This window comes from Pseudomonas sp. TMB3-21 (genome assembly GCF_054898145.1).
The window spans coordinates 2,927,843-2,952,585 of record NZ_CM142718.1 but is presented as its reverse complement, the minus strand read 5'-3'; the positions used below and the strand labels follow the sequence as shown (position 1 = coordinate 2,952,585).

The window sequence follows — 24,743 nt, the reverse complement described above, 5'->3', positions numbered from 1 at the left end:
AACACTTAATTTGAAATAAATCAAAAATAAGGGGTTGGATCGCTGACGCCGGCCGCCGCAAAGCCTTCTGCGCGCAGCCTGCAGCTGTCGCATTTAGCGCATGCACGGCCATCATCGTCAGCCTGGTAGCAGGAAACTGTGAGGCCATAGTCGACGCCCAGCTTCACGCCCGCCTGGACGATCTGCGCTTTGCTCAGGTTCTGCAGTGGTGCCTGAATGCGGAAGCCGTTGCCTTCTACGCCAGCCTTGGTTGCCAGGTTGGCCATGCGCTCGAAAGACTCGATAAACTCAGGTCGGCAATCCGGGTAGCCGGAATAGTCAACGGCATTGACACCAATAAAGATGTCGCGCGCGCCGAGCACTTCTGCCCAGCCCAACGCCAGAGACAGGAATACCGTGTTGCGCGCTGGCACATAAGTGACCGGGATACCCTCTCCCAGCTCCTCTGGAATGTCGATACTGTTATCCGTCAGTGCCGAGCCGCCCATACCGTCCAGGTTGAGGCCGATCACCTTGTGCTCGACCACACCGAGGTCGCGGGCGACACGCGCGGCGGCGTGCAATTCGGCATGAGAGCGTTGCCCGTAATCGAAGCTCATGGTGTAGCAGCTGTAGCCTTCGGCGCGGGCCATGGCCACCACGGTAGCTGAGTCAAGGCCACCGGACAGCAGGATTACCGCACGTTTTTCGGCAGTGTTCAGTTGTTCAGTCATATCAGCGCCCCGGCTCATCATTCCAAAGATATTTATGCAGCTGCAATTGCAGACGCACTGGCAAGTTGTCGGCCACGACCCAATCCGCCAGTTCGCGCGCATTCAAGTCATGGTGACTTGGCGAGAACAGGACTTCGCCGGCACGTCGGTCCAGGCCGTACTGAATCAGCTTGGAAACGGCCCAGTCGTAGTCTTCCCGCGAGCAGATGACAAACTTAACCTGATCGTTCGGCGTCAGCAGTTCGATGTTCTCGTAGCGATTGCGGTGAGCTTCTTTCGAGCCCGGCGATTTCAGATCGACAACGCGACTGACCCGGGAATCTACCGCCGAGATATCGAGTGCACCACTGGTTTCCAGTGACACTTCGTAACCGGCGTCGCACAACTGCTTGAGTAATGGAATGGCGTTGGGCTGAGCCAATGGCTCGCCGCCCGTGACGCAAACGTAGCGCGGACGAAAACCTGCCACTTGCCCAAGGATGTCGTCGAGCGAGCGCACGGTACCGCCACTGAATGCATAGGCGCTGTCACAGTACTGGCAGCGCAGGGGACAACCGGTCAGGCGCACAAAAACAGTGGGCAGCCCGGCCGTTCGCGTTTCACCCTGTAACGAGTAAAAAACTTCGGTAATTCTCAATGTGTCTTGCATAGTCGCCACGGGCGTAACAGCTAAACAGGCTGTCCGCCTCCGTCAGGCACTTCGAGAAACCCCGCCAACGCGCAGGCTTCAGGAAGCGTGGTTCAGAAAAAGGGCGTGAATTCTAACGAAAAAACCCGCGACAAGCGCGGGTTTCTTCGAAATCAGTCAAGCATCCTTACATACGCTGCAGATCGCGCTGGGCGAGCTGAGCAGCGGAAGTGCCCGGATATTGCGACACCACTTGCTGCAGAATGCCTTTCACCTTGTCTGCATGGCCAAGGCGGCGCTCTACATCAGCCAGCTTGTACAGCGAGTCAGGTACTTTGTTGTGCTTGGGATACAGCTGCGAAACCTTGGCAAACGCCTGACCTGCACCTTGCAGATCGCCTTTCGCCAGATTGACTTCGCCCAACCAGTACTGGGCATTACCCGAGTACTGACTGTTCGGGTACTTGCGCAGGAAAGCGGCGAAGGCCTGACTGGCCTTGTCGAAATCCTTGGCTTTGATCAAGTCGAAGGCTGCATCGTAATACAGTTTTTCCTTCGCCGGATCGGCCGGTTCGCTACCCGCTGCGGGCCCTTGAGCGGCAGCCGCTCCTGCGCCTGCTGCTGCACCGGTGGCGGCACTTGGATCACCACCGGGTGAAGAATTCTCAGGAGTCGCGGCTGGTGCTACGCCGGATCCTATGCGCCGATCAAGATCCTGGTATCGCTCCAGGCTTTCCTGCTTCATGCGCGCTACATCGTTTTGCAGAACTTCGATGATGCCTTGTTGGCGCGAGATCTGCTCCTGCATCGATTGCAGTTGGTTGAACAGCTCGCCCTGTGCCGAGACAGGGGCCGAAACCCCTCCCCCGGCATAGGCGCCGTTCGTACCGTAACCCGCAGGCGGATAACTACTCCCGCTATTGTTATAGCCGGTATTGTTGTCGACCACAGGAACCGCAGCCCACACCGCAAGCGGTGCGAGGCTGAGGGCCAAAACAGTTACAGCACGACGGCACGTTCGCATGGCGAATTACTTACGCAGTTCGACGCGACGGTTTTGAGCCCAGGACTGCTCGTCGTTGCCGGTAGCAACTGGACGCTCTTCGCCGTAGGAAACCAGTTCCAGCTGAGCTGGGGAAACACCTTGCAGTACCAGGTAGCGCTGAACGGCTTTCGCACGACGCTCGCCCAGTGCCATGTTGTACTCACGAGTACCACGTTCGTCGGTGTTGCCTTCCAGAACAACGCGAGCGCCGTTTGCTTTCAGGTCTTTGGCGTGAACGTCCAGAGCGCGCATGGCTTCTGGCTTCAGGTCCGAACTGTCGTATTCGAAGTAGAAGGTAGTGATTGCGCGCAGAGCAGCTTCTTCGCTCAGGGAACCGTCAACGGCACCGGTATTTGCGCCGTAACCAGCGTTTGGATCAACAGCTGCGCCTTCACCGGCATTGTCGCCGCCTTTAGACGAGCAACCAACGGCTACGGACAAAGCCAGAGCCAGAGCAGCAAACTTACCAAACTTCAGCATTTCCATCGTAAAACTCCTAATGAACCCCAATGTGTGTCAAGTAAAACGGTAAAGCGCCGCGTCAGTTCAGGTAAGGGGACCAGGAAGGTTCTCTGACTTCGCCTTGTGCGGTAGGAAGCGGGAGCCTTACGCGTCCATTAATGGACACGAGCATCAAGACTCCCCGGCCCTGCTGGCGGGTGGCGTAGATTACCATGGTGCCGTTGGGCGCAACAGTAGGCGACTCGTCCAGAGTGCTATCAGTTAGAATTTTTACACTTCCGCGCTGCAAATCCTGGGCCGCGACCTTGAAATTAGTGAAGCCATCCTGACGATGGATCATCACGAGGGTCTTTTCATCGGCCGAAAGCTTTGGATTTGCGTTGTAGTTACCGATAAAGGTCACGCGCTCCGCACCACCACCACTTGCACTGGTTTTGTAGATTTGCGGTTTGCCGCCACGGTCGGAAGTGAAATAGATGGTCGAACCATCCTTGCCCCAGAACGGTTCGGTGTTGATGCCGGGACCGTTAGTGACGCGAGTGATCTGACGCGAACCCAGGTTCATCACATAAATGTCCGGGTTACCGTCTTTCGACAGCACGAACGCCAGGCGATTGCCATCCGGCGACCAGGCTGGTGCGCCGTTCAGGCCTTCGAAGTTGGTGATCTGCTCACGGCGACCGGTGTCGATGTTCTGCATGAAGATGCGCGGACGCTTCTGTTCAAACGACACGTAGGCGATGCGCTTGCCATCCGGTGCAAACCGCGGCGACAGGATCGGCTCGCGCGATTGCAGCAGAGTCACGGCGCGCGCACCGTCGTAGTCCGAACGTTGCAGCGTGTAACGCGTGTTCTTCTCGGAGAAACGCTCAGCCGTTACATACAGCAGACGCGTCGAGAACGCACCTTTGATACCGGTGAGTTTTTCGAACGACTGGTCGGAGATGTAGTGCGACATGTCACGCAACTGGTCAACACTGCCCGACACGCTGCCGGTCAGCACTTGCTGCTCGGTAGCTACGTTGAACAAAGCGTATTGAACCTGCAGGCGACCGCCCGCGGGAGCAATGCTGCCAACCATGACGTACTGGGCACCCAGCGCCTTGAAGTCGCGGAAGATGATTTCGCTGGCCTGGCTTGGCTGGCTGATCATGTTCTGTTTTGGAATCGGTGCGTAGTAACCCGAGTTGCGCAGGTCATTGCCGATGATCTCGGCCATGTCGTCCGGCAGCACGCTGCCGCCCTGGTTGCCAAACGGTACGATAGCGATCGGCGCAGCGCGGTCACTGCCGCTGGTGACCAAAATGTTTTTTTCATCGGCTGTCGCCATACCTGCCAGGCAGCAGATAACGACAAGCATTCCTCGAAGAAGGTTTCTCACAAGGCTAGATCCTCAGGTGTGAATGTCATCTTGAATGAACGATACGGAGCGAAGTCACTCGGCTTCATTCCCTGCATTTCTGTCAAACGTCCAATATTCTTGACCGCCGCAACTGCTGAAGCGTCAAACGGTCCGTCGCCACTGGACTTGGCCACGCTGACCGAAGTCACCGTACCGTCCGGCAACATGCCGATTTGCAACACGACCGTCATGCCTTTGCGCGCCGAAGGAGGACGAGCCCAGCCTTCCGCTGCACGGGCACGAATCAAATCATCGAAACTGCCGGCGACTTCGTCACCCTGCTCATCTGCCAGGGCCTGTTGACGCTGTGGCGTGTCGGAAAGCAGATCAGCCAAGGCCTGAGCCTTTTTCTCTTCGGCGGATTTGCGTGCCGCTTCCTGCGATTTTTTCTTCGCAGCATCGGCAGCAGCTTTCTTCTTCGCGTCTTCGGCGACTTTCTTTTTCGCCTCTTCAGCGTCGGATTTCTTCTTGGCGTCTTCTGCGGCTTTCTTCTTGGCGTCTTCGACGATCTTTTTCTTCGCCTCTTCCGCCGCCGCTTTCTTGGCCTCTTCTTCAGCAGCCTTTTTGGCTTCTTCTTCAGATTTTTTCTTGGCTATATCAGCCAGCTGTTTCTCTTCGACCTTTTTGGCTTCGGCGGTCTTCTTGGCTTCATCGGCTTTCTTGGCTTCGTCAGCCTTTTTAGCCTCTTCCGCTTTCTTGGTCTCGTCGGCCTTCTTGGATTCTTCGGCTTTTTGAGCCGCATCTTCCTTCTTTTGTTCCGCGGCCTTGATCGCTTCCTGCTCGATCTTTTTCTGTTCCATCTGTTCGACTTCAGTCTGGCGCGCGGCGGATTTCTTCGCCTCACCCGCAATCTTCTGATTGGTCTGGGTGGTCGCCTGACTTTTCGATTTCAGTTGATACAGGGTTGCCTGGACAATCGGCTTGGCCGGCGGCAGTTCCGGTGTGAAGGCGAAACTGACGAACAGCATGCCGAACACCAACACGTGCAGGAAGATCGCCCAGACACTAGGCCAGAAGTAGCTTTCCGAGGCGGACGGCTCTCGCATTTGCTGCATCAGGGCGCCTCGGTAATCAAGCCAACATTACCGACCCCGGCTTTCTGCAATCCGCCCATGGCACCCATGACGGCGCCGTAGTCGACAGTCTTGTCGCCACGAATGAAGACCTGAGTGCGCTTGCCGCCTTCGGTGCCGGCGCGAATGATTTTGGTCACCGCGTCAGTCATCTGCGGCAAGGTCATAGCCTTGTCCTGCTGCTTTTCGGTGTCGACTTCGCTGCCAAGGTTCCAGTAATAGGTCTTGTCAGCCTTGATCGAAATGGTCAGGACCTGGGTGTTGTTGTCCTGCGGCAAGGCTTCGCTGGAAACCTTGGGCAGATCAACTTTCACGCCCTGATTGAGCATCGGCGCGGTCACCATGAAGATGACCAGCAGTACCAACATCACGTCGATGTAAGGCACTACGTTCATCTCGGCAACCGGCTTGCGCTTTTTGCGAGCTCGAGCGATTAAAGCCATTGGAAATTACCTGCTTATTCTTCGCTGGTGTGCACTTTGCGGTGCAGGATCGCCTGGAATTCATCGGCGAAGGTGTAGTAACGGCCCAGCAAGGTTTCGCTGCGTGCAGCAAAACGGTTGTAAGCGATAACGGCCGGAATGGCGGCAAACAGGCCGATTGCCGTAGCAATCAGTGCCTCGGCGATACCCGGAGCCACGGTGGCCAGGGTCGCTTGCTGGGCAGTGGCCAGGCCACGGAAGGAGTTCATGATGCCCCAGACGGTGCCGAACAGGCCGATGTACGGGCTGACGGAACCCACGGTGGCGAGGAACGGCAGGCTTTGTTCGAGCTTTTCTTCTTCGCGGGAAATGGCGACGCGCATGGCACGGGCCACACCTTCCATGACCGCTTCCGGATCAACGCCTGGCTGCTGACGCAGACGGGAGAACTCTTTGAAGCCGGCGCGGAAGATTTGCTCTACGCCCGAGTCCGGATCAGGATTGCTGCCGGCCTGACGGTACAGTTTGGACAGGTCGATACCCGACCAGAAGCGCTCTTCAAAGCTCTCCAGGGCACGTCGACCGGCGCGCAGCAAGTTGCTGCGCTGAAAGATCATGATCCATGAGGTCACCGATGCGGCTACCAGGATCAGCATTACCAGTTGCACCACGATACTGGCATTGCTGACCAGGCTCCACATGGAGGAATGGTCGACGACGTTAGCTTCCACGCTTTATCTCCTGCTTTGAGTGTGTACCCGCGCCGCTCACGTCGGCAAAGGCCGCACGTAGAGCTTCGGGAATGGCCCGGGGCTTTAAACTTTCAGTGCGCACACAGGCCACCAAAAACTGCCCTTCACAGAGCAGCGCATCATCTGTAGCCCGTCTGACCTGCTGCTTGAAACGCAGGCTGACACGGTTCAATTCGATTACTTCTGCACTTACCAGAAGCTCGTCGTCCAGTCGCGCCGGCGCGTGGTAACGCGCTTCGCTGGAATGCACGACAAACAACAGGTCCTCCCCTGCCAGCTGGGATTGGGCAAAGCCCAACGCCCGGAGCCGCTCGGTGCGAGCCCGTTCCATAAACTTGAGGTAATTGACGTAATACACGATGCCGCCCGCGTCGGTGTCTTCGTAATAAACGCGACAACGATGTGCGAACGGCTCAAGCCCGTTTTGCGCGCGCATACTCTAGTGCTTACTCCTCAGGTTGCCAATCCGGCGAGGCAACTGTTTTTCATTGTTCTGCGGCTTTCTCGCGAAAGTACGGTCCTGGGACAGTACAATGCCCGAAAATTCATCACGCAAAAGTTAATTAATCGTCCACTGCATCGAGGAATTCGTCTACCACGGGCATCTCGCCCAATCGTGACGGAATGTTTAAGCCGAAATGCAAATAGGCATGTCGCGTAACCACCCGCCCCCGCGGTGTGCGCATGATGTAACCCTGCTGGATCAGATAGGGCTCCAGCACGTCTTCAATGGTGTGGCGTTCTTCGCTGATCGCCGCGGCGAGACTGTCCACCCCGACCGGCCCGCCATCGAACTTCTCGATCATGGTCAACAGCAGGCGTCGATCCTGATGATCGAAACCACGTTCGTCGACATCCAGAAGATTCAGGGCCAGGTCGGCAATCGGCTTGGTAATGTGCCCCTTGGCCCGGACCTCGGCAAAATCGCGCACCCGTCGCAACAGACGGTTGGCGATGCGCGGAGTTCCACGGGCGCGTCGGGCGATTTCAAAGGCGCCTTCCGGGTCCAGTGGCAATCCGAGGATGGTAGCCGAGCGACTGACAATGGTTGCGAGGTCGGCCGTGCTGTAAAACTCCAGCCGCTGAACGATGCCGAAGCGATCGCGCAACGGGTTGGTCAGCATGCCGGCACGGGTGGTTGCACCAACCAGAGTGAACGGCGGCAGATCCAGCTTGATGGAGCGCGCTGCAGGCCCTTCACCGATCATGATGTCGAGCTGAAAATCTTCCATTGCCGGGTACAGCACTTCTTCGACGATCGGCGACAGACGATGGATTTCATCAATAAACAGCACATCGTGCGGCTCGAGGTTGGTCAGCAATGCTGCCAGATCACCGGGCCGCTCAAGCACCGGGCCGGAGGTGCTCTTGATCGAAACGCCCATTTCCTGCGCGATGATGTTGGCCAGCGTGGTCTTACCCAGGCCTGGCGGGCCGAAAATCAGCGTGTGATCCAGCGACTCGTTGCGTCCGCGCGCCGCCTGGATAAACAGCTCCATTTGCTCGCGAACGGTCGGCTGACCAATGTATTCAGCCAGGCTGACAGGACGAATCGCCCGGTCCTGCACCTCTTCACGGTCACGGGGGGCCGGCGTGGCGGCAATCAGACGGTCAGCTTCAATCACTTAAATCATTCCCTTCAGGGCACGGCGAATCAGGTCTTCACTGCTCAAGCCTTTCTCTTTGATCGCGGAAATCGCCTTGCTGGCTTCCTGTGGCTTGTAGCCCAGAGAAATCAGCGCGCTGACTGCGTCGTTTTCGGCAGTGGCGACCGCTACCGGCGCATCCGGCCCGCCCGGCTGGTTTGGCACCAGGGCAAACATCGCCGGCACGGTCTCCCACGCTTTAAAGCGATCCTTGAGCTCCACCAGCAAACGCTCGGCGGTTTTCTTGCCCACGCCCGGCACCCTGGTCAGGGCCGACGTGTCCTGGGATTGCACGCAACGCACCAGTTCATCAACTTCAAGACTCGACATCAAGGCCAGCGCCAGTTTTGGCCCTACCCCATTGAGACGGATCAACTCACGAAAGAAGTCTCGCTCACGCTTGCTAGCGAAACCATAGAGTAACTGCGCGTCTTCGCGTACGACCAAATGGGTGTGCAGCGTCAGCGGTTCGCCGACCGACGGCAAGCGATACAACGTGGTCATGGGCACTTCCAGCTCATACCCCAGACCGTTTACATCCAGAATCAGGTGCGGCGGCTGTTTCTCAGCCAAGGTGCCGCGCAAGCGTCCAATCACGTTTCAGATCCTTGAGCGTTGGCCAGCCTAGGGCTGGCGACTGACAGAACAAGGAATTGCGCCGACGACCCAGGCGCAAATTCCTCATTCCTTAAAAATGACTGCTGATGCTATCAGAGACGCAGGCGCCCGCCACGACTGCGTGCGGCGCCCAAGCCGTGCGGTAACAGACTGGAGCGAGTGTGGGCATGACAAATAGCTATCGCCAGGGCGTCCGACGCATCGATCTGCGGTTTGCTGGTCAGCTTCAGCATGTGCATGACCATCATTTGCACCTGCTCTTTATTCGCCGCGCCGGTGCCGGTCACCGCCTGCTTGACCTGGGTCGCGGTGTATTCGGCAATTTCCAGGCTTTCTTCGGCGCCGGCAACGATCGCCGCGCCGCGCGCCTGACCGAGTTTCAACGCAGAATCGGCGTTGCGCGCCATGAACACTTTTTCGATGCCCATGGTGACCGGGCCGTAGGTCTGGATGACTTCACGGACACTGCGATAAACGATTTGCAGCCGCTCGTGCAGCTCGCCGGAGCCGGTCCGAATGCACCCGGACGCCACGTATACACAGCCACGCCCGGTGTCGCTAACCACGCCATAACCGGTGATGCGCGAACCGGGGTCGATGCCAAGAATTAAAGTCATAAGGCCTGCAGGTTAAATAAATGCACGATGCTTCAATACACGCAGAACCCGTGTGGGAGCGAGCCTGCTCGCGAAGGCGATTTCATATTCAGCAGAGTTGCTGCCTGAGTGTTCGCATTCGCGAGCAGGCTCGCTCCCACATTGGATCTTGGTCGCCCTTTAGCCTAGCTGAGCTGCCACATCTTCCGGAATGTCCGCGTTGGAATACACATTCTGCACATCATCCAGGTCTTCAAGCATGTCGATCAGTTTGAGGACTTTCTCTGCACCTTCCAGATCCAGTTCGGCGCTGGTTGTCGGCAGCATGACGATTTCCGCATCATCGCCTTTGAACCCGGCCGCATCCAGCGCGTTACGCACGGAATAAAAACCGGCGAACGAGGTGAACACGTCAATCGACCCGTCTTCATGAGTCACCACGTCATCAGCGTCCGCTTCCATGGCCGCTTCGATCAACGCGTCTTCATCAACGCCCGGAGCAAAGGAAATCTGCCCCTTGCGCTCAAACAGGTAAGCCACGGAGCCATCGGTGCCGAGGTTGCCGCCGCACTTGCTGAAGGCATGGCGGACAGCCGCTGCGGTGCGATTGCGGTTGTCGGTCATGCACTCGACCATCACTGCCACGCCGCCCGGCCCGTAACCTTCATAGGTCAGTTCGACCATGTCGTCGGTATCGGCTGCGCCGGCACCGCGAGCGACCGCACGATCAATGATGTCGCGGCTCATGTTGGCGCCGAGGGCCTTGTCCAGCGCCAGTCGCAAGCGCGGGTTGGAACCCGGATCACTGCCGCCCTGACGCGCGGCAACGGTCAGTTCACGAATCCACTTGGTGAAAATCTTGCCTTTCTTGGCATCCTGACGCTCTTTGCGGTGCTTGATGTTCGCCCACTTGGAATGGCCAGCCATAACACAACTCCGAAATTCTCTAGAAACCTTATCGATCCCGCCCCAGGCGGTCTTATCTTTTAAAGTGCAGCTCTTGTAACGCAAAGGCGCATCCGAAGATGCGCCTTTTAGACTGCCTAAAACCTCATCGCGCTTTCACGCAGCAGCCTTACTCAGCCTTCGGCGTCTCGCGCAGACGGATGTGCAGCTCGCGCAAAGCCTTGGCATCCACCACACCCGGCGCCTGCGTCATCACATCGGCAGCACTCTGGGTTTTCGGGAACGCGATCACTTCACGGATCGACTGTGCGCCGGTCATCAGCATCACCAGACGGTCAAGACCGAAGGCCAGACCACCGTGGGGCGGCGCGCCGTATTTCAGGGCGTCGAGCAGGAAGCCGAATTTCTCTTCCTGTTCCGCTTCGTTGATACCCAGCAGACGGAACACCGATTGCTGCATTTCCTTGCGGTGGATACGGATCGAACCGCCACCCAGTTCCGTGCCGTTCAGGACCATGTCGTAGGCACGGGACAGAGCGCCAGCCGGGTTGGCTTCGAGCTCTTGCGGCGTGCATTTCGGAGCGGTGAACGGGTGGTGCAAGGCGCTGAAGCTGCCGTCTTCGTTTTCTTCGAACATCGGGAAGTCGACGACCCACATCGGCGCCCACTTGCAGGTCAGCAGGTCGAGGTCGTGGCCCAGCTTGATACGCAGCGCACCCAAGGCTTCGCTGACGATCTTGGCCTTGTCGGCACCGAAGAACACGATGTCGCCATCGACCGCACCCACGCGATCCAGGATCGCGTTCAGGTTTTCCAGCGGAATGTTTTTGACGATTGGCGACTGCAGGCCTTCAACACCGTTGGCGCGCTCGTTGACCTTGATGTACGCCAGGCCCTTGGCACCGTAGATGCCGACGAACTTGGTGTAATCGTCGATCTGCTTGCGCGGCATGCTCGCCCCGCCTGGAACGCGCAAGGCGGCAATACGGCATTTCGGGTCGTTGGCCGGGCCGCTGAACACCTTGAAGTCGACTTCCTTGAGCTGATCGGCCACGTCCACCAGTTCCAGCGGGTTACGCAGGTCTGGCTTGTCGGAACCGTAGCGGCGCATGGCTTCTTCAAAGGTCATGTGCGGGAATTCGCCGAACTCAAGGTCCAGCACTTCCTTGAACAGGTTGCGGATCATTTGCTCGGTGAGGCCCATGATCTCTTTTTCATCGAGGAAGCTGGTCTCGATGTCGATCTGGGTGAATTCCGGCTGACGGTCGGCGCGCAGGTCTTCGTCACGGAAGCACTTGGCGATCTGGTAGTAACGGTCGAAGCCGGCCACCATCAACAACTGCTTGAACAGCTGCGGCGATTGCGGCAAGGCAAAGAAGCTGCCGGCGTGAGTACGGCTCGGCACCAGATAGTCACGTGCGCCTTCCGGCGTGGCACGGGTCAGGATAGGCGTTTCGACGTCGAGGAAACCGTTTTCATCGAGGAAGCGGCGGATGCTGGTGGTCATGCGCGAACGCAGACGCAGCTTCTCGGCCATTTCCGGGCGACGCAAGTCGAGGAAGCGATAACGCAGGCGGGTTTCTTCGCCGACGTCGGAGTACTCGTTGAGCGGGAACGGCGGGGTTTCCGACTCGTTCAGCACTTCCAGCTCGTAACCCAGCACTTCGATCATGCCCGACGCCATGTTGGCGTTGGTGGCACCGGCCGGACGCAGACGGACCTTGCCGGTGATTTTCACGACGTACTCGCTGCGCACGCGATCAGCGGCGGCGAAGCTTTCGGCGCGATCAGGATCGAACACCACCTGGGCCAGACCGTCACGATCACGGATATCGAGGAAAATCACCCCACCGTGGTCACGGCGACGGTGAACCCATCCGCAAAGGGTAATTTCCTGGCCTTCCAGGCTTTCGTTCAGTTGGCCGCAATAATGGCTGCGCATCATGGTCGTGGTCACTTCTCGTAATTCGAAATTCGGTTGGAGGCCTTGCACCATCCGCTGCTGGACGATGCAAGAACCCGCACGTGTGGTTCAACTCGGCTCCAGGCCCTAGTCAGCTTTGTCGCCGCCGGCAAGGTTCTTCTTGGAACCGGTCTTGAAATCGGTCTCGTACCAGCCGGTACCGCTAAGGCGGAAACCCGGCATGGACAGCATCTTTTTAAGCTCTGGCGCCTGACAGGCAGGGCAGTCGACCAGCGGTGCTGCGCTGATCTTTTGAATGGCTTCCAACTGATGACCACAGGAAGCACATTGATAGTCGTACATCGGCATGGGGGTTGTCTCGGCGATCAGATTGCTACCGCGCACGCTGGGTTTTGCGGCAAAGAGCGGGATTATATCCATTAAATGCAGCCTGTGCAGCCGTAAGTCCGCACAGACTGACACTCGCTGCTGTCACCTGGTCAGGCCGTGATCACGTCATTTCCTTCTTTGAGGCTATGGACGACGCAGACAACCCGCACCAGCCCGCTGAAATTTTTCACGCCACCGTGCCGCAAGTGCACTTCACGGTCCACGTGCGACAGTAGCGAACTGATCGAACAACAATTGACCTTGGCCATTTCGGCGAGAATGTCCCAATAAACCTGCTCAAGCCGCAGACACGTGGCAAAACCATTCAAGCGCACTGATCGCGACAACGGCTGCGCCAGGCCCATATCGAATTCCCGGATAAACGGATCGACTCTCGCATCCTTGAATGATCCGACCCGGTTTGCTTTTCGTCCATCTTCATAAACCATATCGCTGACACTCCTTTGCCAATTCCGGTTTCAAGAACTCTGTTGCCAGTCCTATAAAAACGCAGGCGCGAAGTTATCTCCAGATGACTTTATGACCGTCAACGTAGGATAAGCCAACAACTTGGGGCGGATAGTGGAGAGCGTCCTAGTCCAGACGATTTCCTACACAAACATGAGAAGATTCATTCAACCGGCAGTGGATAAAACGATTGCGCGAATAACGCCCGTGGGCATCATTCGCGCACCGCCGTTACTGATCGAGAAGCGAGCGCAACATCCACGCGGTTTTCTCGTGAACCTGCATACGCTGGGTCAACAGGTCGGCCGTCGGCTCATCGCTGACTTTGTCGAGCAGAGGGAAGATACCGCGCGCGGTACGCGTGACCGCCTCCTGACCCTCCACCAGTTGCCTGATCATGTCTTCAGCGCTTGGCACACCCTCTTCTTCCTTGATCGAAGACAGGCGTGCATAAACCGAATAAGCGCCAGGGGCCGGAAAGCCGAGCGCACGAATACGTTCGGCGATCGAATCGACGGCCAGCGCCAGCTCGTTGTATTGCTCTTCGAACATCAAGTGCAGGGTCCGAAACATGGGACCCGTGACGTTCCAGTGGAAATTATGGGTTTTCAAATAAAGTACGTAAGTGTCCGATAGCAGACGCGAAAGCCCATCAACAATGGACTTGCGATCTTCTTCACTGATACCAATATCAATTGCCATGTTTTTCCCCTAAAGGTGATCGAATTCATCCAACAGGTGCAGCCCCACTCTAGCAAGCCTGTCGCCACACTGCAGCCCTGGATGCCATCCCGGGCTGCGACAAATTGACCGCAGAACACCGCTGGACCGCCTGATTTGAGTAGCCGCAAGCTTTGCTGTTAAATAGGCAGCGTGTCGCTAGTGCCTCTTTTTCCGGGCGCTGCGCATAGGCTGATACCGCGTACGTGTCCAACGCCTCTTTTTGTTCTGAAGCGAACCGTGCGTCATCAGCTCTTCCTTGTGATCCGTCTTAACGTGAGTTAATCAAAATGTTAAAAATCGTCCACCTGCTAATGGGCGCAGCAGCCTTGCTGCTGTCCTTCATCCCGAGTCTGGGATCCGACGCCGTACCTTACCTGCAGCAACCCGATGCACTTTATCTGGCCTTCTTCGGCCTGCTCAACCTCACCCTCGCACCTGTCATTCCTTACTGGAACAAAGGCCCGCGCCACCAATTGCAAATCCTCGTCAGCGTCTTGCTGGTACTGGCGGTGGCGTTGCAAACCCTGGCACTGCTCGCGCCGATGCCGTTCATCGCCGGTCAACCGGCCGTGCTGTTCAGCCTCGTCGTCGCCCTGATTGCCGTTCTTTTGCATTTGGCCATCAGTTTCTACAAATCATCACCGGCCGCCGCTTCGCCAAGCTATGACATGAGCAACCGCGATACCGGCACCGTCAAGTGGTTCAACACGTCCAAGGGCTTCGGCTTCATCTCCCGCGACTCCGGCGATGATATTTTCGTACACTTCCGGGCCATTCGTGGCGAAGGCCATCGCGTTCTGGTCGAAGGCCAGCGCGTGGAGTTCTCCGTGATGAATCGTGACAAAGGCCTGCAAGCCGAAGATGTGATTGCTGCTCTGCCGCGACGCTGATTCAAGGTCGAAAAAAAACCGCGACTCGTCGCGGTTTTTTTACGCCCGGCTATAAATAGCGGGTGCCTGAGGCTAATAATGTGGCGGTGGCGCCTCTTCCTCGAAGGTTTCGAACTGCCCGGCCATTTCTTCCTGCCGTTTAAGCAGTGCCGCCATTTGCAGTTGCAGGCGCTCCACTGCACGCTGCTGCACTGCCAGCACATCGCTCAACGCTTGGATGGTGTCATCCTGAAACGCCAACTGGCTTTCCAGGTCGGTTACGCGATCTTCCAGACTCATGGTCAACCCTCCAGAAAGGTGAAGTCATCGGTCAGCACCAGACGCAGTCGCTCGCGAATTGCTTCGACCTGCTCTGCGCCACACGGTATGGCTGCATGTTTGCCCCAGACCGGCGCAGGCCAGGCGGCATCATCACGCTTACGCACAATGACATGCATATGTAATTGGCTGACCATGTTACCCAACGCCGCAATATTCAACTTGTCGGCGTCGAACGATTCCTTGAGGATTTGCGCCAACGCCGTGGTTTCTTGCCACAGCTGCTGCTGATCGGCGATATCCAACTGAAATATCTCACTGATATTCTCGCGACGCGGCACCAGGATGAACCATGGATAATTCGAATCATTGGACAACAGCAATCGGCTGAGTGGAAAGTCTCCGATCGCAAATGTGTCTTGTTGAAGTCGTGGATCTAAGGCGAACACTGTGCGCACTCCGTCTGGTCATCAATTTCAGCCTGGCATCGACCCTGCGAGACGGCGCACCAAGCGACAGGCTGTCAGCATACCTGCGAACGGTTTCAGCTTCACGGATGATGCGAGTGACAGGGGTGCAAGTCACGCCCCGACATGAGCCATTATCACTGCAGACGCACCATTTCAGTACCTGTGTTACCGGATGCACGTGCAAAGCAACAGGTAAATCGCGCGCTGCTCCCGTGGACCTGCCGGCCGCATCCTGTGTATCCGGGATTAAACGTGAATTTTTTTTGCACCAAAACCGCACAGTGCGTCTACGCTCAGTGCGGCAGGCATCCGCCTTTTACTCACCGAAGGGGTGAACCGGTAACGTTTTTCGCGGTCGGCCAGTCAACTGTGATTGACCATCACACTGACAAGGACGCCGTCAAGCAGGATTAAAAATGGCGTGTAACCCCCGGTTTTATGGGGTTTTTACGGTGACGAGCAGGCTTTTTGAAAAAAACATGGGGTGCATTCTGATTTGAGCACGCTTGTTGCATTACCCCACATATCGCCTCTGAAGCATCCGCTGGAAGTGGATTGTTCGAAGGCAAATAAATAAACGTGGCAGGGCTGCCCGACGGAGATTCACACGCGTTGCAAGGGACTCTTTTTACCGATGCTCAAGCCTGGAAAAACAGCGCTGAAGCTGTTGAAAGCCATTGCATCGGGCTGCAGATTTGCGACGTCCAGCCAGCAGTTTGCGACAGTGTCGTAAAGAAGTTGTAGGGTCAGATTAGCAAGTATCGCCAACAGGGTCGGCGTGATATAAGTTTGCGTCGACACAAAAAGAAAGAGCCGCCCAGATAAAAAAACAGGTGGGACGGCAGTACTCTTCTAAAAACCAAAGGAGCAAATCACGATGCGCGTGATGAAGTGGAGCATGATCGCACTGGCAGTTGCAGCAGCAGCCAGTTCCCAATTGGCAACAGCCGCACCTTTCGTAAGCGACCAGGCCGAAGCCAAAGGCTTTGTTGAAGACGCTAAACTCGATTTGCTGGTGCGTAACTATTATTTCAACCGTGATAACAAAGACCGCGGCCGGGACCAGAAAGACTGGACTCAAGGCCTGCTCGGCAACTTCAGCTCCGGCTACACCCAAGGTACAGTTGGTGTCGGCGTTGATGCATACGGTTACCTGGCAATCAAACTGGATGGCGGCGACGGCACCAGCGGCTCCGGCAACATGAGCCGCAGCGATACCGTGCGTCCCAACGGTCGTGACGTCAACGACAGCCAGGGTAAAGCCGGCGCGTCGGTCAAAGTACGCGTTTCCAAAACCGAGTTGAAATTCGGCGACATGCAGCCAAGCACCGCGCCGGTGTTTGCTGTTGGCGGCTCCCGTATCCTTCCGCAAACCGCCACTGGCTTCCAGCTGCAGAGCAGCGAGATCCAGGACCTTGATCTGGAAGCAGGTCACTTTTACTCGGCTTCCAGCCAGGATAAAAACGCTCGCGACGGCGGCCTGTACGCAACCTACGCTGGCGTTGAAGCCAAAAACATCGATTATTTCGGCGGCAAGTACGGCATCTCCGAAAACCTGAGCGCCTCCCTGTACGGCGCCAAGCTGGAAGACATCTGGAACCAGTACTACGCGAACCTGAACTACACCATCCCAATGGGTGCAGATCAGTCTCTGAACCTGGACGGTAACATCTACCGTACCACCGACGAAGGCAGCGCCGAAGCGGGCTCCATCAGCAACACAACGTTCTCCCTGGCAGCCGCTTACTCGTTCCTGAAAGCGCACACCGTCACTGTTGGCTTCCAAAAAGTTAACGGCGACACTCCGTTCGACTACATCGGTGTGGGCAAGAACAACCGCGGTGGCGACTCGATCTTCCTCGCAAACTCCATCCAGTATTCCGACTTCAACGGTCCGAACGAAAAATCTGCACAAATTCGTTACGACCTGAAAATGGCTGAGTACGGCGTTCCAGGTCTGAGCTTCATGACCCGTTACGTGAAAGGCTGGGACATCGACGGCACCAACACTCCAGCGGGGAGCGCTTACACTGGCGTGTATGGCGAAGATGGCAAGCACAACGAAACCAACTTCGAAGCCAAGTATGTTATTCAGAGTGGCCCGGCTAAAGACCTTTCCTTCCGCGCTCGTCAAGCATGGCACTTCGCTAATGCTGACGAAGGCGAAGGCGACGTCAAAGAGTTCCGCCTGATCGTTGACTACCCGCTGTCGATCTTGTAATCGCAAGCAGTTAATTTGCGATAACAAACAAAAAGGCCCATCTTAGGATGGGCCTTTTTTATTGCCTGTTTTTTGCTTACTGCACTGCCGATTCCTGAACCACACGAATCACGCGTTGCGGGAACGGAATATCGATACCGGCAGCTTTCAAACGATCTCGCGCCTGCTCATTGAACATGAACATCACACTCCAGTAGTCCGCAGTTTTCACCCACACCCGCAGTGATACCGTAATGGAACTGTCACCCAAGGTAGAAATAACTGCCTCCGGCGCTGGATCAGACAAAATCCGGGAGTCTTTGGCCAAGTCCAGCAATACTTCACGGGCCTTCTGCAGATCCGCCTCGTAATCCACACCCACATCAAATACAACTTTGCGCGTTGGCTGACGATTGGTGTTGGTGATGATGCCGTTCGACAGATTGCCGTTAGGCATGATGATGGTCTTGTTATCACCCGTGCGCAGCACGGTGTGGAAGATCTGGATGCTGTCGACGGTGCCGGACACACCCTGCGCTTCGATCCAGTCTCCAATGCGGAACGGACGGAACAGCAGAATCAGCACGCCACCGGCGAAGTTCGCCAGGCTACCTTGCAAGGCCAAGCCGATGGCCAGACCCGCCGCACCAATCGCGGCCACGAATGAGGTGGTTTCCACACCGATCATTGAAGCTACGCTGACAATCAGCAACACCTTGAGGATGATATTCGCCAGGCTGCTGATAAATCCTTGCAGTGCCAGGTCGGCATTGCGCAGTGCGAGCAGACCGCCCAGCTTCTGCGTCACCTTGTTGATCAACCACCAGCCGATGGCCAGCGTGATGACGGCCAGCAGGACGCGGCTGCCGTATTCCATCAACATCGGGATCCAGGCTTGGGACGCCTTGACCAGGTGATCCACTTCAGCATTCAAATCCATTTACGTTCTCCTGATTTCCGGCTACCCGGCAAAAAATGAGCGACAGAAGGTCGAGCCCGGAGGCTCAACCATTGCCCGCTGTTACTTGGGCCTCGGACGCCGAAAACGCCGAGAGGTTTCGGCTGAGCAGTCAGTCGCGGAAGTTGTTGAATTGCAGCGGCATGTCGAACGTCTTGGCGCGCAGGGCGGCAATCGCTTCCTGCAGATCGTCACGTTTCTTGCCGGTAATACGTACTTGTTCACCCTGAATGGAAGCTTGCACCTTGAGCTTGGCATCCTTGACGTGAGCAACGATCTTCTTCGCCAGCTCCTTGTCGATGCCTTCCTTCAAGACAGCTTCCTGCTTCATCAACTTGCCCGACGCATAGGCGTCTTTGACTTCGAGGCACTGCACGTCGATTTTGCGCTTGACCAGCGCCAGCTTGAGGATCTCAATCATCGCTTCGAGCTGAAAATCGGCTTCAGCGGTCAGGTTGACGGTGAGGTCTTTTTCCTTGAATTCGAAGGTGCCTTTGCCTTTCAGGTCATAACGACGATCGAGTTCCTTGACGGCGTTTTCCACCGCGTTGGTGACTTCGTGTTTGTCCAGTTCGGATACCACGTCGAACGACGGCATGTAATCTCTCCAGTAAAGGGCGCGTTCGATGTTGATCGAACATGCCTGGCTTGCGGTTAAAATCCGCGCTGATTATAACGGGTCTTTCCGATCATTCACTGTGAGCCTCGAATGCGCGCCTCAAACAGAGCAAAAAGCTGATGTCCACCCCCTGGCATGTTCTGGGCGCCGGCAGTCTTGGCACGTTGTGGGCGACACGTCTGGCCCGGGCCGGACACCCGGTGCGATTGATCGTGCGGGACACGGCGCGGTTGCTGGCTTATCAGGCGGCAGGCGGTCTGACGCTGGTGGAGCATGGCAAAGCGACGACCTACGCTGTCCCTGCCGAGACGGCCGACAGCGGCGAGCCTATTCAGCGTCTGCTGGTCGCGTGCAAAGCCTACGATGCCGAGAAAGCTGTGGCCCAACTGGCCCCGCGGCTGGCGCCGGACGCTGAGGTCATCCTGCTGCAAAACGGTTTGGGCAGTCAGGACGCGGTGGCGGCGCAATTGCCGCAAGCGCGCTGCATCAGCGCTTCGAGCACTGAAGGCGCGTTTCGCGAGGGCGAATGGCGCGTGGTGTTCGCCGGCCACGGCTACACCTGGTTGGGGGACGCCAGCCATCCGGTCGCACCGATCTGGCTCGAAGACCTCGCCGCCGCCGGCATTCCTCACGAATGGAGCCCCGACATCCTCACCCGGTTATGGCGCAAACTGGCGCTCAATTGTGCGATCAATCCGCTGACCGTGCTGCACAACTGCCGCAACGGCGGTTTGCAGGATCATCAATGCGAAGTAGCCACGCTTTGCGCCGAGCTCGCTGAATTGCTCGAGCGTTGCGGTCAGCCGGCCGCCGCAGAAAACTTGCAGCAGGAAGTTGAGCGAGTGATCCACGCCACCGCCGCCAATTATTCCTCGATGTATCAGGATGTCAGCAACCACCGACGCACCGAAATCAGCTATTTGCTGGGACATGCCTGCAAAGTCGCTGCACGCCACCAACTGAATCTGCCGCACCTCAACCAATTGCAACAGCGACTGATCCATCATCTGCAAAGCCTTGGATTGCCCAGCGACTGAGCAGCGGCTACGCTGGCCACTTGTTCCTCTGCAGCGAAAAACCTGATGCCACTGCGCCAGCGTCTTGAAAATCTACCGGTCGGCCAGAAACTCCTGGCCGCGCTGTTGGTGCTGTTGACCACTGTCCTGCTGGTCGCCAACCTGACCTTTATCAGTGCCGCGTATTACATCTCCCAGGAAAGCATGGCGCCGCAGGCCCTGCAGACCATTGGCCGGCTGGTTTCCAACCCGAGCCTGATTGCCGACGCACTCGAATCGCCGCAGAGCGCCGAACGTCTGCTCAACGAACTCAACAGTTATTCTCCGCTGCGCGCGGCCGCTCTTTATGACGGCCAGGGTGAACGTCTGGCGCAACTGCAAAACGGCGAAAAACTGAGACTGCCGAGCCACTACCGGCAGATCGAATCCTGGCAGGCCACTGAGTTTCGCAGTAATCAGATCATCACCCTGCCCCGCCCCGGCACGGCGCCTGGCCATCTGTTATTGGTGGCCAGCAGCGAACTCCCGATGGCGTTTTACACCGGCACCCTGACCGCCAGTCTCGGCATTTTGATCTTCAGCGTGCTGCTGTGGATGGTGATCGCCCGACAGATCAAACGGCTGATCACCCGACCGATCCATCAGCTGGAAGAGCTCTCCCGGCAGGTCACTCGCGAGGAGAACTACGCACTGCGGGCTTCGCGCGGCAATCACGATGAAATCGGCAGTCTCGCCGAAGCGTTCAATACGATGCTCACGCGCATCGAAGCCCGGGAGCACCAGCTCAAACGCGCTCGCGACGACTCCCAGGCCGCGTATGACCAGGCTCAGGGCCTGGCCGAGGAAACCCGCCACACCAACCGCAAGCTGGAACTCGAAGTCCAGGTGCGCAGCAAGATCGAGAAGAAACTCACCGGTTTCCAGAATTACCTGAATAGCATCATCGACTCGATGCCCTCCGCGCTCATCGCTCTCGACGAGCAACTTTATGTCACGCAGTGGAATCAGGAAGCCAGCGCCTTGTCTGGCACGCGCCTCGACGAAGCGTTGAATCAACCGATCTTCCTCGCCTTCGAACCGCTCAAGCCGTTTTTGCCGCAGCTCAAGCAGACCGTGGAGCAGCACACGGTGGCCAAAATCGAACGCGTCACCTGGTTCAAGGATGAAGAGCCGAAGCACTACGCGCTGACGTTCTACCCACTGATGGGCGGTGCCGGGCGCGGTGTGGTGATCCGGATCGACGACATCACCCAGCGTCTGTCGCTGGAAGAAATGATGGTGCAATCAGAAAAAATGCTCTCTGTGGGGGGGCTCGCCGCAGGCATGGCCCATGAAATCAACAACCCGTTGGGGGCAATCCTGCACAACGTGCAAAACATTCGCCGCCGCTTGTCTTCCGACCTGCCGAAAAACCTTGAGCAAGCCGAACTGGTTGGCATTGAGCTGGACACCGTGAACCAATACCTGCAGGCACGCGAAGTGCCGCAGCTGCTGGACGGTATCCAGCAGGCCGGCGCCCGCGCGGCGAAAATCGTCACGCACATGCTCAGCTTCAGCCGCCGCAGCACCCGGCAGATGGCGCCCTGCGACTTGCCGGCATTGATCGACCAGGCAGTGGAAATTGCCGGCAATGACTTTGACCTGGCGATTGGTTTCGACTTCAAGGGCCAAGCCATCATTCGCCAATTCGATCCCGCATTGGGGCCGGTACCGGGTACCGCCAACGAACTCGAGCAGGTGCTGCTCAACCTGTTGAAAAACGCCGCGCAAGCCATTCACCAGCGCGAAGATGACCGGGAGCCGGGGAAAATTATCCTGCGCACCCGGTTGAACCCGCCGTGGGCGGAAATCCAGGTGGAAGACAACGGCATTGGCATGAGTGAAAACGTGCGCAAACGCACCTTCGAGCCGTTTTTCACTACCAAGGAAATCGGCCAAGGTACCGGGCTTGGCCTGTCGGTTTCGTACTTCATTATCACTAACAACCACAAAGGCCAGATGGAAGTGCAATCATCGCTGGGCCAAGGCACCTGCTTCACCCTGCGCCTCCCCCTGGCGAGCGCTCCGCTGGTTTCTGAAGAACTCAATCCATCATCGAGGTAACCATGGGCTTTCGCTTGTCGAAGATTTACACCCGCACCGGCGACAAAGGCGAGACCGGACTGGGCGACGGCCGCCGCGTACCCAAGGACCATCCGCGCATCGAAGCGATCGGCGAAGTCGATACGCTGAACAGTCAGGTCGGCGTTTTGTTGGCCGGATTGGCGGTGGAATTGCCTGTCTATCCAGGGTTGGAGGAAGTGATCAAGGTGTTGGCGCCGTGCCAGCATCGATTATTCGATCTCGGCGGCGAATTGGCCATGCCGGAATATCAGGCCTTGAGTACTCCGGAGATTGAGCGTCTGGAGGCGGCGATTGATGTGTGGAATGAGGAGCTGGGGCCGCTGGAGAATTTCATCCTGCCGGGTGGTTCGACGTTGATTGCCCAGGCGCATGTTTGCCGCAGCCTGGCACGCAGCGCCGAGCGTCGGTGTCAGCATTTGAACGCGGTCGAACCGTTGGCCGGAGTGGGTTTGGCGTATATCAATCGGTTGTCGGATTTGCTGTTTGTTGTGGCGCGGGTGATTGCCAAGCGGCAGGGGGTGGCCGAGATTTTTTGGCAGGCGGCGGTGAAGCCTCAGGAATAACCCGCGCTTGTAAAGCCACTTTCGCGAGCAGGCTCGCTCCCACATTGGATCTGTCTACGCCACAAACCCTGTGGGAGCGAGCCTGCTCGCGAAGAGGCCAGCAACTACACCAAAGAATCAGGCCAAAATGCGCGAATCCCTGCGACACCTTGTGCCCCGGCCGCCCAGGCTTTCTCCTGCTCATCAGGGCCCACACCACCGAGCAGGAACACCGGTTTGCTGAACCCTTCGATCAGGGTCGAAGCCTGCCCCCACCCCAACGGCTGTGCCTCCGGATGCGTCCGGGTCTTTTGCACCGGCGACAAGGTCACGAAGTCCACACCCATCTGCTCCGCCAACGCCAACTCTTCAGCGTTATGGCAGGACGCCGCCAACCAGCGTGAGGCGGGCAACGGCCGTCCGGCGGCAGCGTACTTGCGCAGTTGCGCCGAGGTGATGTGCCAGCCGGCCGAGGGGAAATCGCCCAGCCATTCGAAGGGGCCTTTGATCATCAGTTGTGCCTTGCCGGCGCAAAGCCCCGCCGCGTCCACCGCCAGATCACGGTATTTCGGGTCGTAGCCGTTCGGTGCCCTGAGCTGGATCAGTTTGATGCCGCCGGCGATGGCCTTCTGAATGCCGCGCAACAGCGCCGGCGTTTCCAGGTCTTCCGGGGTGATCAAATATTGCGCAGGCAAGCGCGCCGCCGCGACGATCGGCTGATTGGCAGCCGGAAATTCGTAGTTGGGCAAATCACGCGGGGCCACCCATTCCAGCGGCTGACCTTCGGCGCCGTGGGGCTCGCCGGTAAAAGCCGAGACTTCCCAGACATCCAGCAACACCTGCTTGTCCGGGTAGTCATGGTGAATCTTGATCAACGGGCGGGCGGCACTGACCGCAATTCCCAATTCCTCTTGAAGTTCGCGGGCCAGCGCGATCTCGACCGATTCATCCGCCTCGACCTTGCCGCCAGGGAACTCCCACAGCCCACCCTGATGCTGGGAATCGGCACGGCGGGCGATGAGGATTTTGCCGTGATCATCGCGGATGACAGCGGCGGCTACGTGGACTCGTTTCACTGCCCGACCTCCTGCAGACCTGCCTGTTGCCACGCCTTGAAGGCGGGCCACTGATAGATCGTGTTGATGTAAGCCTCGCCTTCGTCGGACACCGTTACCTGATAGGTACGCAGGCGCACGGCGATCGGGGCAAAGAACGCATCGGCGAGAGTTGGCCGACCGAACAGGAACGGACCGCTTTCGCTGGCGGCGGCGCGGCACTCGGCCCACAACGCCAGCATGCGGTCGATGTCGGTCTGCACCTCAGTCGGCACTGGCGACAGCGGTGCGTCGTGACTGAGGTCGAAGGGCATGTTGCTGCGCATCGCGAAAAAACCGCTGTGCATTTGCGCACAGGCTGAACGCGCCTGGGCACGGGCCGCAACGTCTGCAGGCCAGAGCTGGGCGTCGGGGAACTGTTCGGCAAGGTATTCGGCAATCGCCAGGGAATCGGCGATGGTGCCGTGTGCGGTTTTCAGCAACGGGACTTTCGCGGTGGGCGAATGCTTGAGCAGTTGTTCGCGGGTGTCGGGCTGGTTGAGTTTGATCAGCTCTTCGGTGTAAGCAGCGCCGGCCAGGTCGAGGGCCAACGCGCCGCGCAGGGACCAGGAGGAATACAGTTTGTCGCCGATGATCAGGTGCAGGCTCATGTTCGGGACCTTTTGATGAAGGAAACAAGCCAGTCTGAGTGGTGACTGGCAGTCCGCCATCGCGAGCAGGCTCGCTCCCACATTAGATTCTGCAGCAAGCACCTTTTGTGTTCACTGGAGAACCCTGAGGGGATTCTGCAGCAACGCAAATTCTGTGTTCACTGAGATCCCTGTGGGAGCTAGCCTGCTCGCGAATGAGACGACTCGGTCTAGA

The 24,743-nt window shown here is 57.6% G+C and carries 28 protein-coding genes; 5 read left to right on the top strand and 23 right to left on the bottom strand.

Features of this window, described 5'->3' with window-relative positions; genetic code table 11:
• Positions 1-20: 20 nt before the first annotated feature.
• From queC to ACYZTS_RS13505, 17 genes are all read right to left on the bottom strand, one after another.
• Entirely contained in the window at positions 21-713 is a 693-nt protein-coding gene (gene queC / locus ACYZTS_RS13585; RefSeq protein ID WP_028621925.1) for a 7-cyano-7-deazaguanine synthase QueC, read from the bottom strand.
• Between the two features lies 1 nt (position 714).
• Entirely contained in the window at positions 715-1,362 is a 648-nt protein-coding gene (gene queE, locus ACYZTS_RS13580; protein WP_461989805.1) for a 7-carboxy-7-deazaguanine synthase QueE, read from the bottom strand.
• A gap of 166 nt (positions 1,363-1,528) precedes the next feature.
• Entirely contained in the window at positions 1,529-2,365 is an 837-nt protein-coding gene (gene ybgF / locus ACYZTS_RS13575; RefSeq protein ID WP_461989803.1) for a tol-pal system protein YbgF, read from the bottom strand.
• Positions 2,366-2,371: 6 nt separating this feature from the next.
• Entirely contained in the window at positions 2,372-2,872 is a 501-nt protein-coding gene (gene pal, locus ACYZTS_RS13570) for a peptidoglycan-associated lipoprotein Pal (RefSeq protein WP_028621922.1), read from the bottom strand.
• Between the two features lie 55 nt (positions 2,873-2,927).
• The gene (gene tolB, locus ACYZTS_RS13565; protein ID WP_442961292.1) at positions 2,928-4,178 is read right to left on the bottom strand and encodes a Tol-Pal system beta propeller repeat protein TolB; all 1,251 of its coding nucleotides are present in this window, start codon (positions 4,176-4,178) and stop codon (positions 2,928-2,930) included.
• Positions 4,179-4,225: 47 nt separating this feature from the next.
• Positions 4,226-5,305 carry a cell envelope integrity protein TolA gene (tolA, locus tag ACYZTS_RS13560; RefSeq protein ID WP_461989801.1) on the bottom strand — a complete coding sequence of 360 codons (1,080 nt, stop codon included), beginning with the start codon at positions 5,303-5,305 and terminating at the stop codon, positions 4,226-4,228.
• The gene (gene tolR, locus ACYZTS_RS13555) at positions 5,305-5,757 is read right to left on the bottom strand and encodes a protein TolR (RefSeq protein WP_161781290.1); all 453 of its coding nucleotides are present in this window, start codon (positions 5,755-5,757) and stop codon (positions 5,305-5,307) included. Before tolR ends, tolA begins: the two co-directional genes overlap by 1 nt.
• 23 nt (positions 5,758-5,780) lie before the next feature.
• The gene (gene tolQ, locus ACYZTS_RS13550; protein WP_008147369.1) at positions 5,781-6,476 is read right to left on the bottom strand and encodes a protein TolQ; all 696 of its coding nucleotides are present in this window, start codon (positions 6,474-6,476) and stop codon (positions 5,781-5,783) included.
• A complete protein-coding gene (gene ybgC / locus ACYZTS_RS13545; RefSeq protein WP_028621918.1) occupies positions 6,466-6,933 on the bottom strand; it encodes a tol-pal system-associated acyl-CoA thioesterase in 468 nt (155 codons plus the stop codon). Before ybgC ends, tolQ begins: the two co-directional genes overlap by 11 nt.
• Before the next feature lie 127 nt (positions 6,934-7,060).
• Positions 7,061-8,122, bottom strand: a complete 1,062-nt coding sequence (ruvB, locus tag ACYZTS_RS13540) for a Holliday junction branch migration DNA helicase RuvB (RefSeq protein WP_028621917.1) — start codon at positions 8,120-8,122, stop codon at positions 7,061-7,063.
• Positions 8,123-8,740, bottom strand: coding sequence for a Holliday junction branch migration protein RuvA (gene ruvA, locus ACYZTS_RS13535; RefSeq protein ID WP_461989798.1), 618 nt, complete (start codon positions 8,738-8,740; stop codon positions 8,123-8,125).
• A gap of 113 nt (positions 8,741-8,853) precedes the next feature.
• Entirely contained in the window at positions 8,854-9,378 is a 525-nt protein-coding gene (gene ruvC, locus ACYZTS_RS13530; protein WP_028621915.1) for a crossover junction endodeoxyribonuclease RuvC, read from the bottom strand.
• A 159-nt stretch (positions 9,379-9,537) separates the two neighbouring features.
• A complete protein-coding gene (locus ACYZTS_RS13525) occupies positions 9,538-10,284 on the bottom strand; it encodes a YebC/PmpR family DNA-binding transcriptional regulator (protein ID WP_028621914.1) in 747 nt (248 codons plus the stop codon).
• Positions 10,285-10,432: 148 nt separating this feature from the next.
• A complete protein-coding gene (aspS, locus tag ACYZTS_RS13520; protein WP_461996437.1) occupies positions 10,433-12,208 on the bottom strand; it encodes an aspartate--tRNA ligase in 1,776 nt (591 codons plus the stop codon).
• Positions 12,209-12,313: 105 nt separating this feature from the next.
• Positions 12,314-12,535 (bottom strand): FmdB family zinc ribbon protein, encoded by a 222-nt coding sequence (locus ACYZTS_RS13515; protein WP_010457489.1) that lies wholly within the window; start codon positions 12,533-12,535, stop codon positions 12,314-12,316.
• Between the two features lie 131 nt (positions 12,536-12,666).
• A complete protein-coding gene (locus ACYZTS_RS13510) occupies positions 12,667-13,005 on the bottom strand; it encodes a ribbon-helix-helix domain-containing protein (protein WP_028621912.1) in 339 nt (112 codons plus the stop codon).
• 250 nt (positions 13,006-13,255) lie between these two features.
• Positions 13,256-13,726: a Dps family protein gene (locus tag ACYZTS_RS13505; RefSeq protein ID WP_028621911.1), complete on the bottom strand. Its 471-nt coding sequence runs from the start codon at positions 13,724-13,726 to the stop codon at positions 13,256-13,258.
• Positions 13,727-14,034: 308 nt separating this feature from the next.
• Between ACYZTS_RS13505 and ACYZTS_RS13500 the strand changes: the two genes are divergently transcribed.
• Positions 14,035-14,637 (top strand): cold-shock protein, encoded by a 603-nt coding sequence (locus tag ACYZTS_RS13500; RefSeq protein WP_028621910.1) that lies wholly within the window; start codon positions 14,035-14,037, stop codon positions 14,635-14,637.
• Positions 14,638-14,709: 72 nt separating this feature from the next.
• Here the strand turns inward: ACYZTS_RS13500 and ACYZTS_RS13495 are convergent, their stop codons facing one another.
• Together ACYZTS_RS13495 and ACYZTS_RS13490 are read right to left on the bottom strand one after the other, a co-directional pair.
• A complete protein-coding gene (locus tag ACYZTS_RS13495) occupies positions 14,710-14,916 on the bottom strand; it encodes a SlyX family protein (protein ID WP_028621909.1) in 207 nt (68 codons plus the stop codon).
• Positions 14,917-14,918: 2 nt separating this feature from the next.
• Entirely contained in the window at positions 14,919-15,344 is a 426-nt protein-coding gene (locus ACYZTS_RS13490) for an HIT domain-containing protein (RefSeq protein WP_461989794.1), read from the bottom strand.
• 898 nt (positions 15,345-16,242) lie between these two features.
• On the opposite strand from ACYZTS_RS13490, the gene ACYZTS_RS13485 reads away from it, so the two are divergent.
• The gene (locus ACYZTS_RS13485; RefSeq protein WP_461989792.1) at positions 16,243-17,586 is read left to right on the top strand and encodes an OprD family porin; all 1,344 of its coding nucleotides are present in this window, start codon (positions 16,243-16,245) and stop codon (positions 17,584-17,586) included.
• 76 nt (positions 17,587-17,662) lie between these two features.
• Here the strand turns inward: ACYZTS_RS13485 and ACYZTS_RS13480 are convergent, their stop codons facing one another.
• Together ACYZTS_RS13480 and ACYZTS_RS13475 are read right to left on the bottom strand one after the other, a co-directional pair.
• Complete coding sequence (locus ACYZTS_RS13480; RefSeq protein WP_028621906.1) at positions 17,663-18,505, bottom strand: mechanosensitive ion channel family protein; 843 nt, start codon at positions 18,503-18,505, stop codon at positions 17,663-17,665.
• Positions 18,506-18,635: 130 nt separating this feature from the next.
• Positions 18,636-19,121 carry a YajQ family cyclic di-GMP-binding protein gene (locus ACYZTS_RS13475; RefSeq protein ID WP_028621905.1) on the bottom strand — a complete coding sequence of 162 codons (486 nt, stop codon included), beginning with the start codon at positions 19,119-19,121 and terminating at the stop codon, positions 18,636-18,638.
• A gap of 140 nt (positions 19,122-19,261) precedes the next feature.
• Here ACYZTS_RS13475 and ACYZTS_RS13470 point away from each other — a divergent pair, with 140 nt between their 5' ends.
• The 3 genes from ACYZTS_RS13470 to ACYZTS_RS13460 are packed head-to-tail and all read left to right on the top strand — an operon-like array spanning position 19,262 to position 22,845.
• On the top strand, positions 19,262-20,179 hold the full coding sequence (locus tag ACYZTS_RS13470; RefSeq protein WP_461989789.1) for a putative 2-dehydropantoate 2-reductase: 918 nt from the start codon (positions 19,262-19,264) through the stop codon (positions 20,177-20,179).
• Positions 20,180-20,224: 45 nt separating this feature from the next.
• On the top strand, positions 20,225-22,261 hold the full coding sequence (locus ACYZTS_RS13465) for a sensor histidine kinase (RefSeq protein WP_028621903.1): 2,037 nt from the start codon (positions 20,225-20,227) through the stop codon (positions 22,259-22,261).
• A 2-nt stretch (positions 22,262-22,263) separates the two neighbouring features.
• The gene (locus ACYZTS_RS13460; RefSeq protein WP_461989787.1) at positions 22,264-22,845 is read left to right on the top strand and encodes a cob(I)yrinic acid a,c-diamide adenosyltransferase; all 582 of its coding nucleotides are present in this window, start codon (positions 22,264-22,266) and stop codon (positions 22,843-22,845) included.
• A gap of 104 nt (positions 22,846-22,949) precedes the next feature.
• Here the strand turns inward: ACYZTS_RS13460 and ACYZTS_RS13455 are convergent, their stop codons facing one another.
• Positions 22,950-23,900 (bottom strand): Nudix family hydrolase, encoded by a 951-nt coding sequence (locus tag ACYZTS_RS13455; RefSeq protein WP_028621901.1) that lies wholly within the window; start codon positions 23,898-23,900, stop codon positions 22,950-22,952.
• On the bottom strand, positions 23,897-24,529 hold the full coding sequence (locus tag ACYZTS_RS13450) for a glutathione S-transferase (protein WP_461989785.1): 633 nt from the start codon (positions 24,527-24,529) through the stop codon (positions 23,897-23,899). Before ACYZTS_RS13450 ends, ACYZTS_RS13455 begins: the two co-directional genes overlap by 4 nt.
• Positions 24,530-24,743 lie beyond the last annotated feature (214 nt).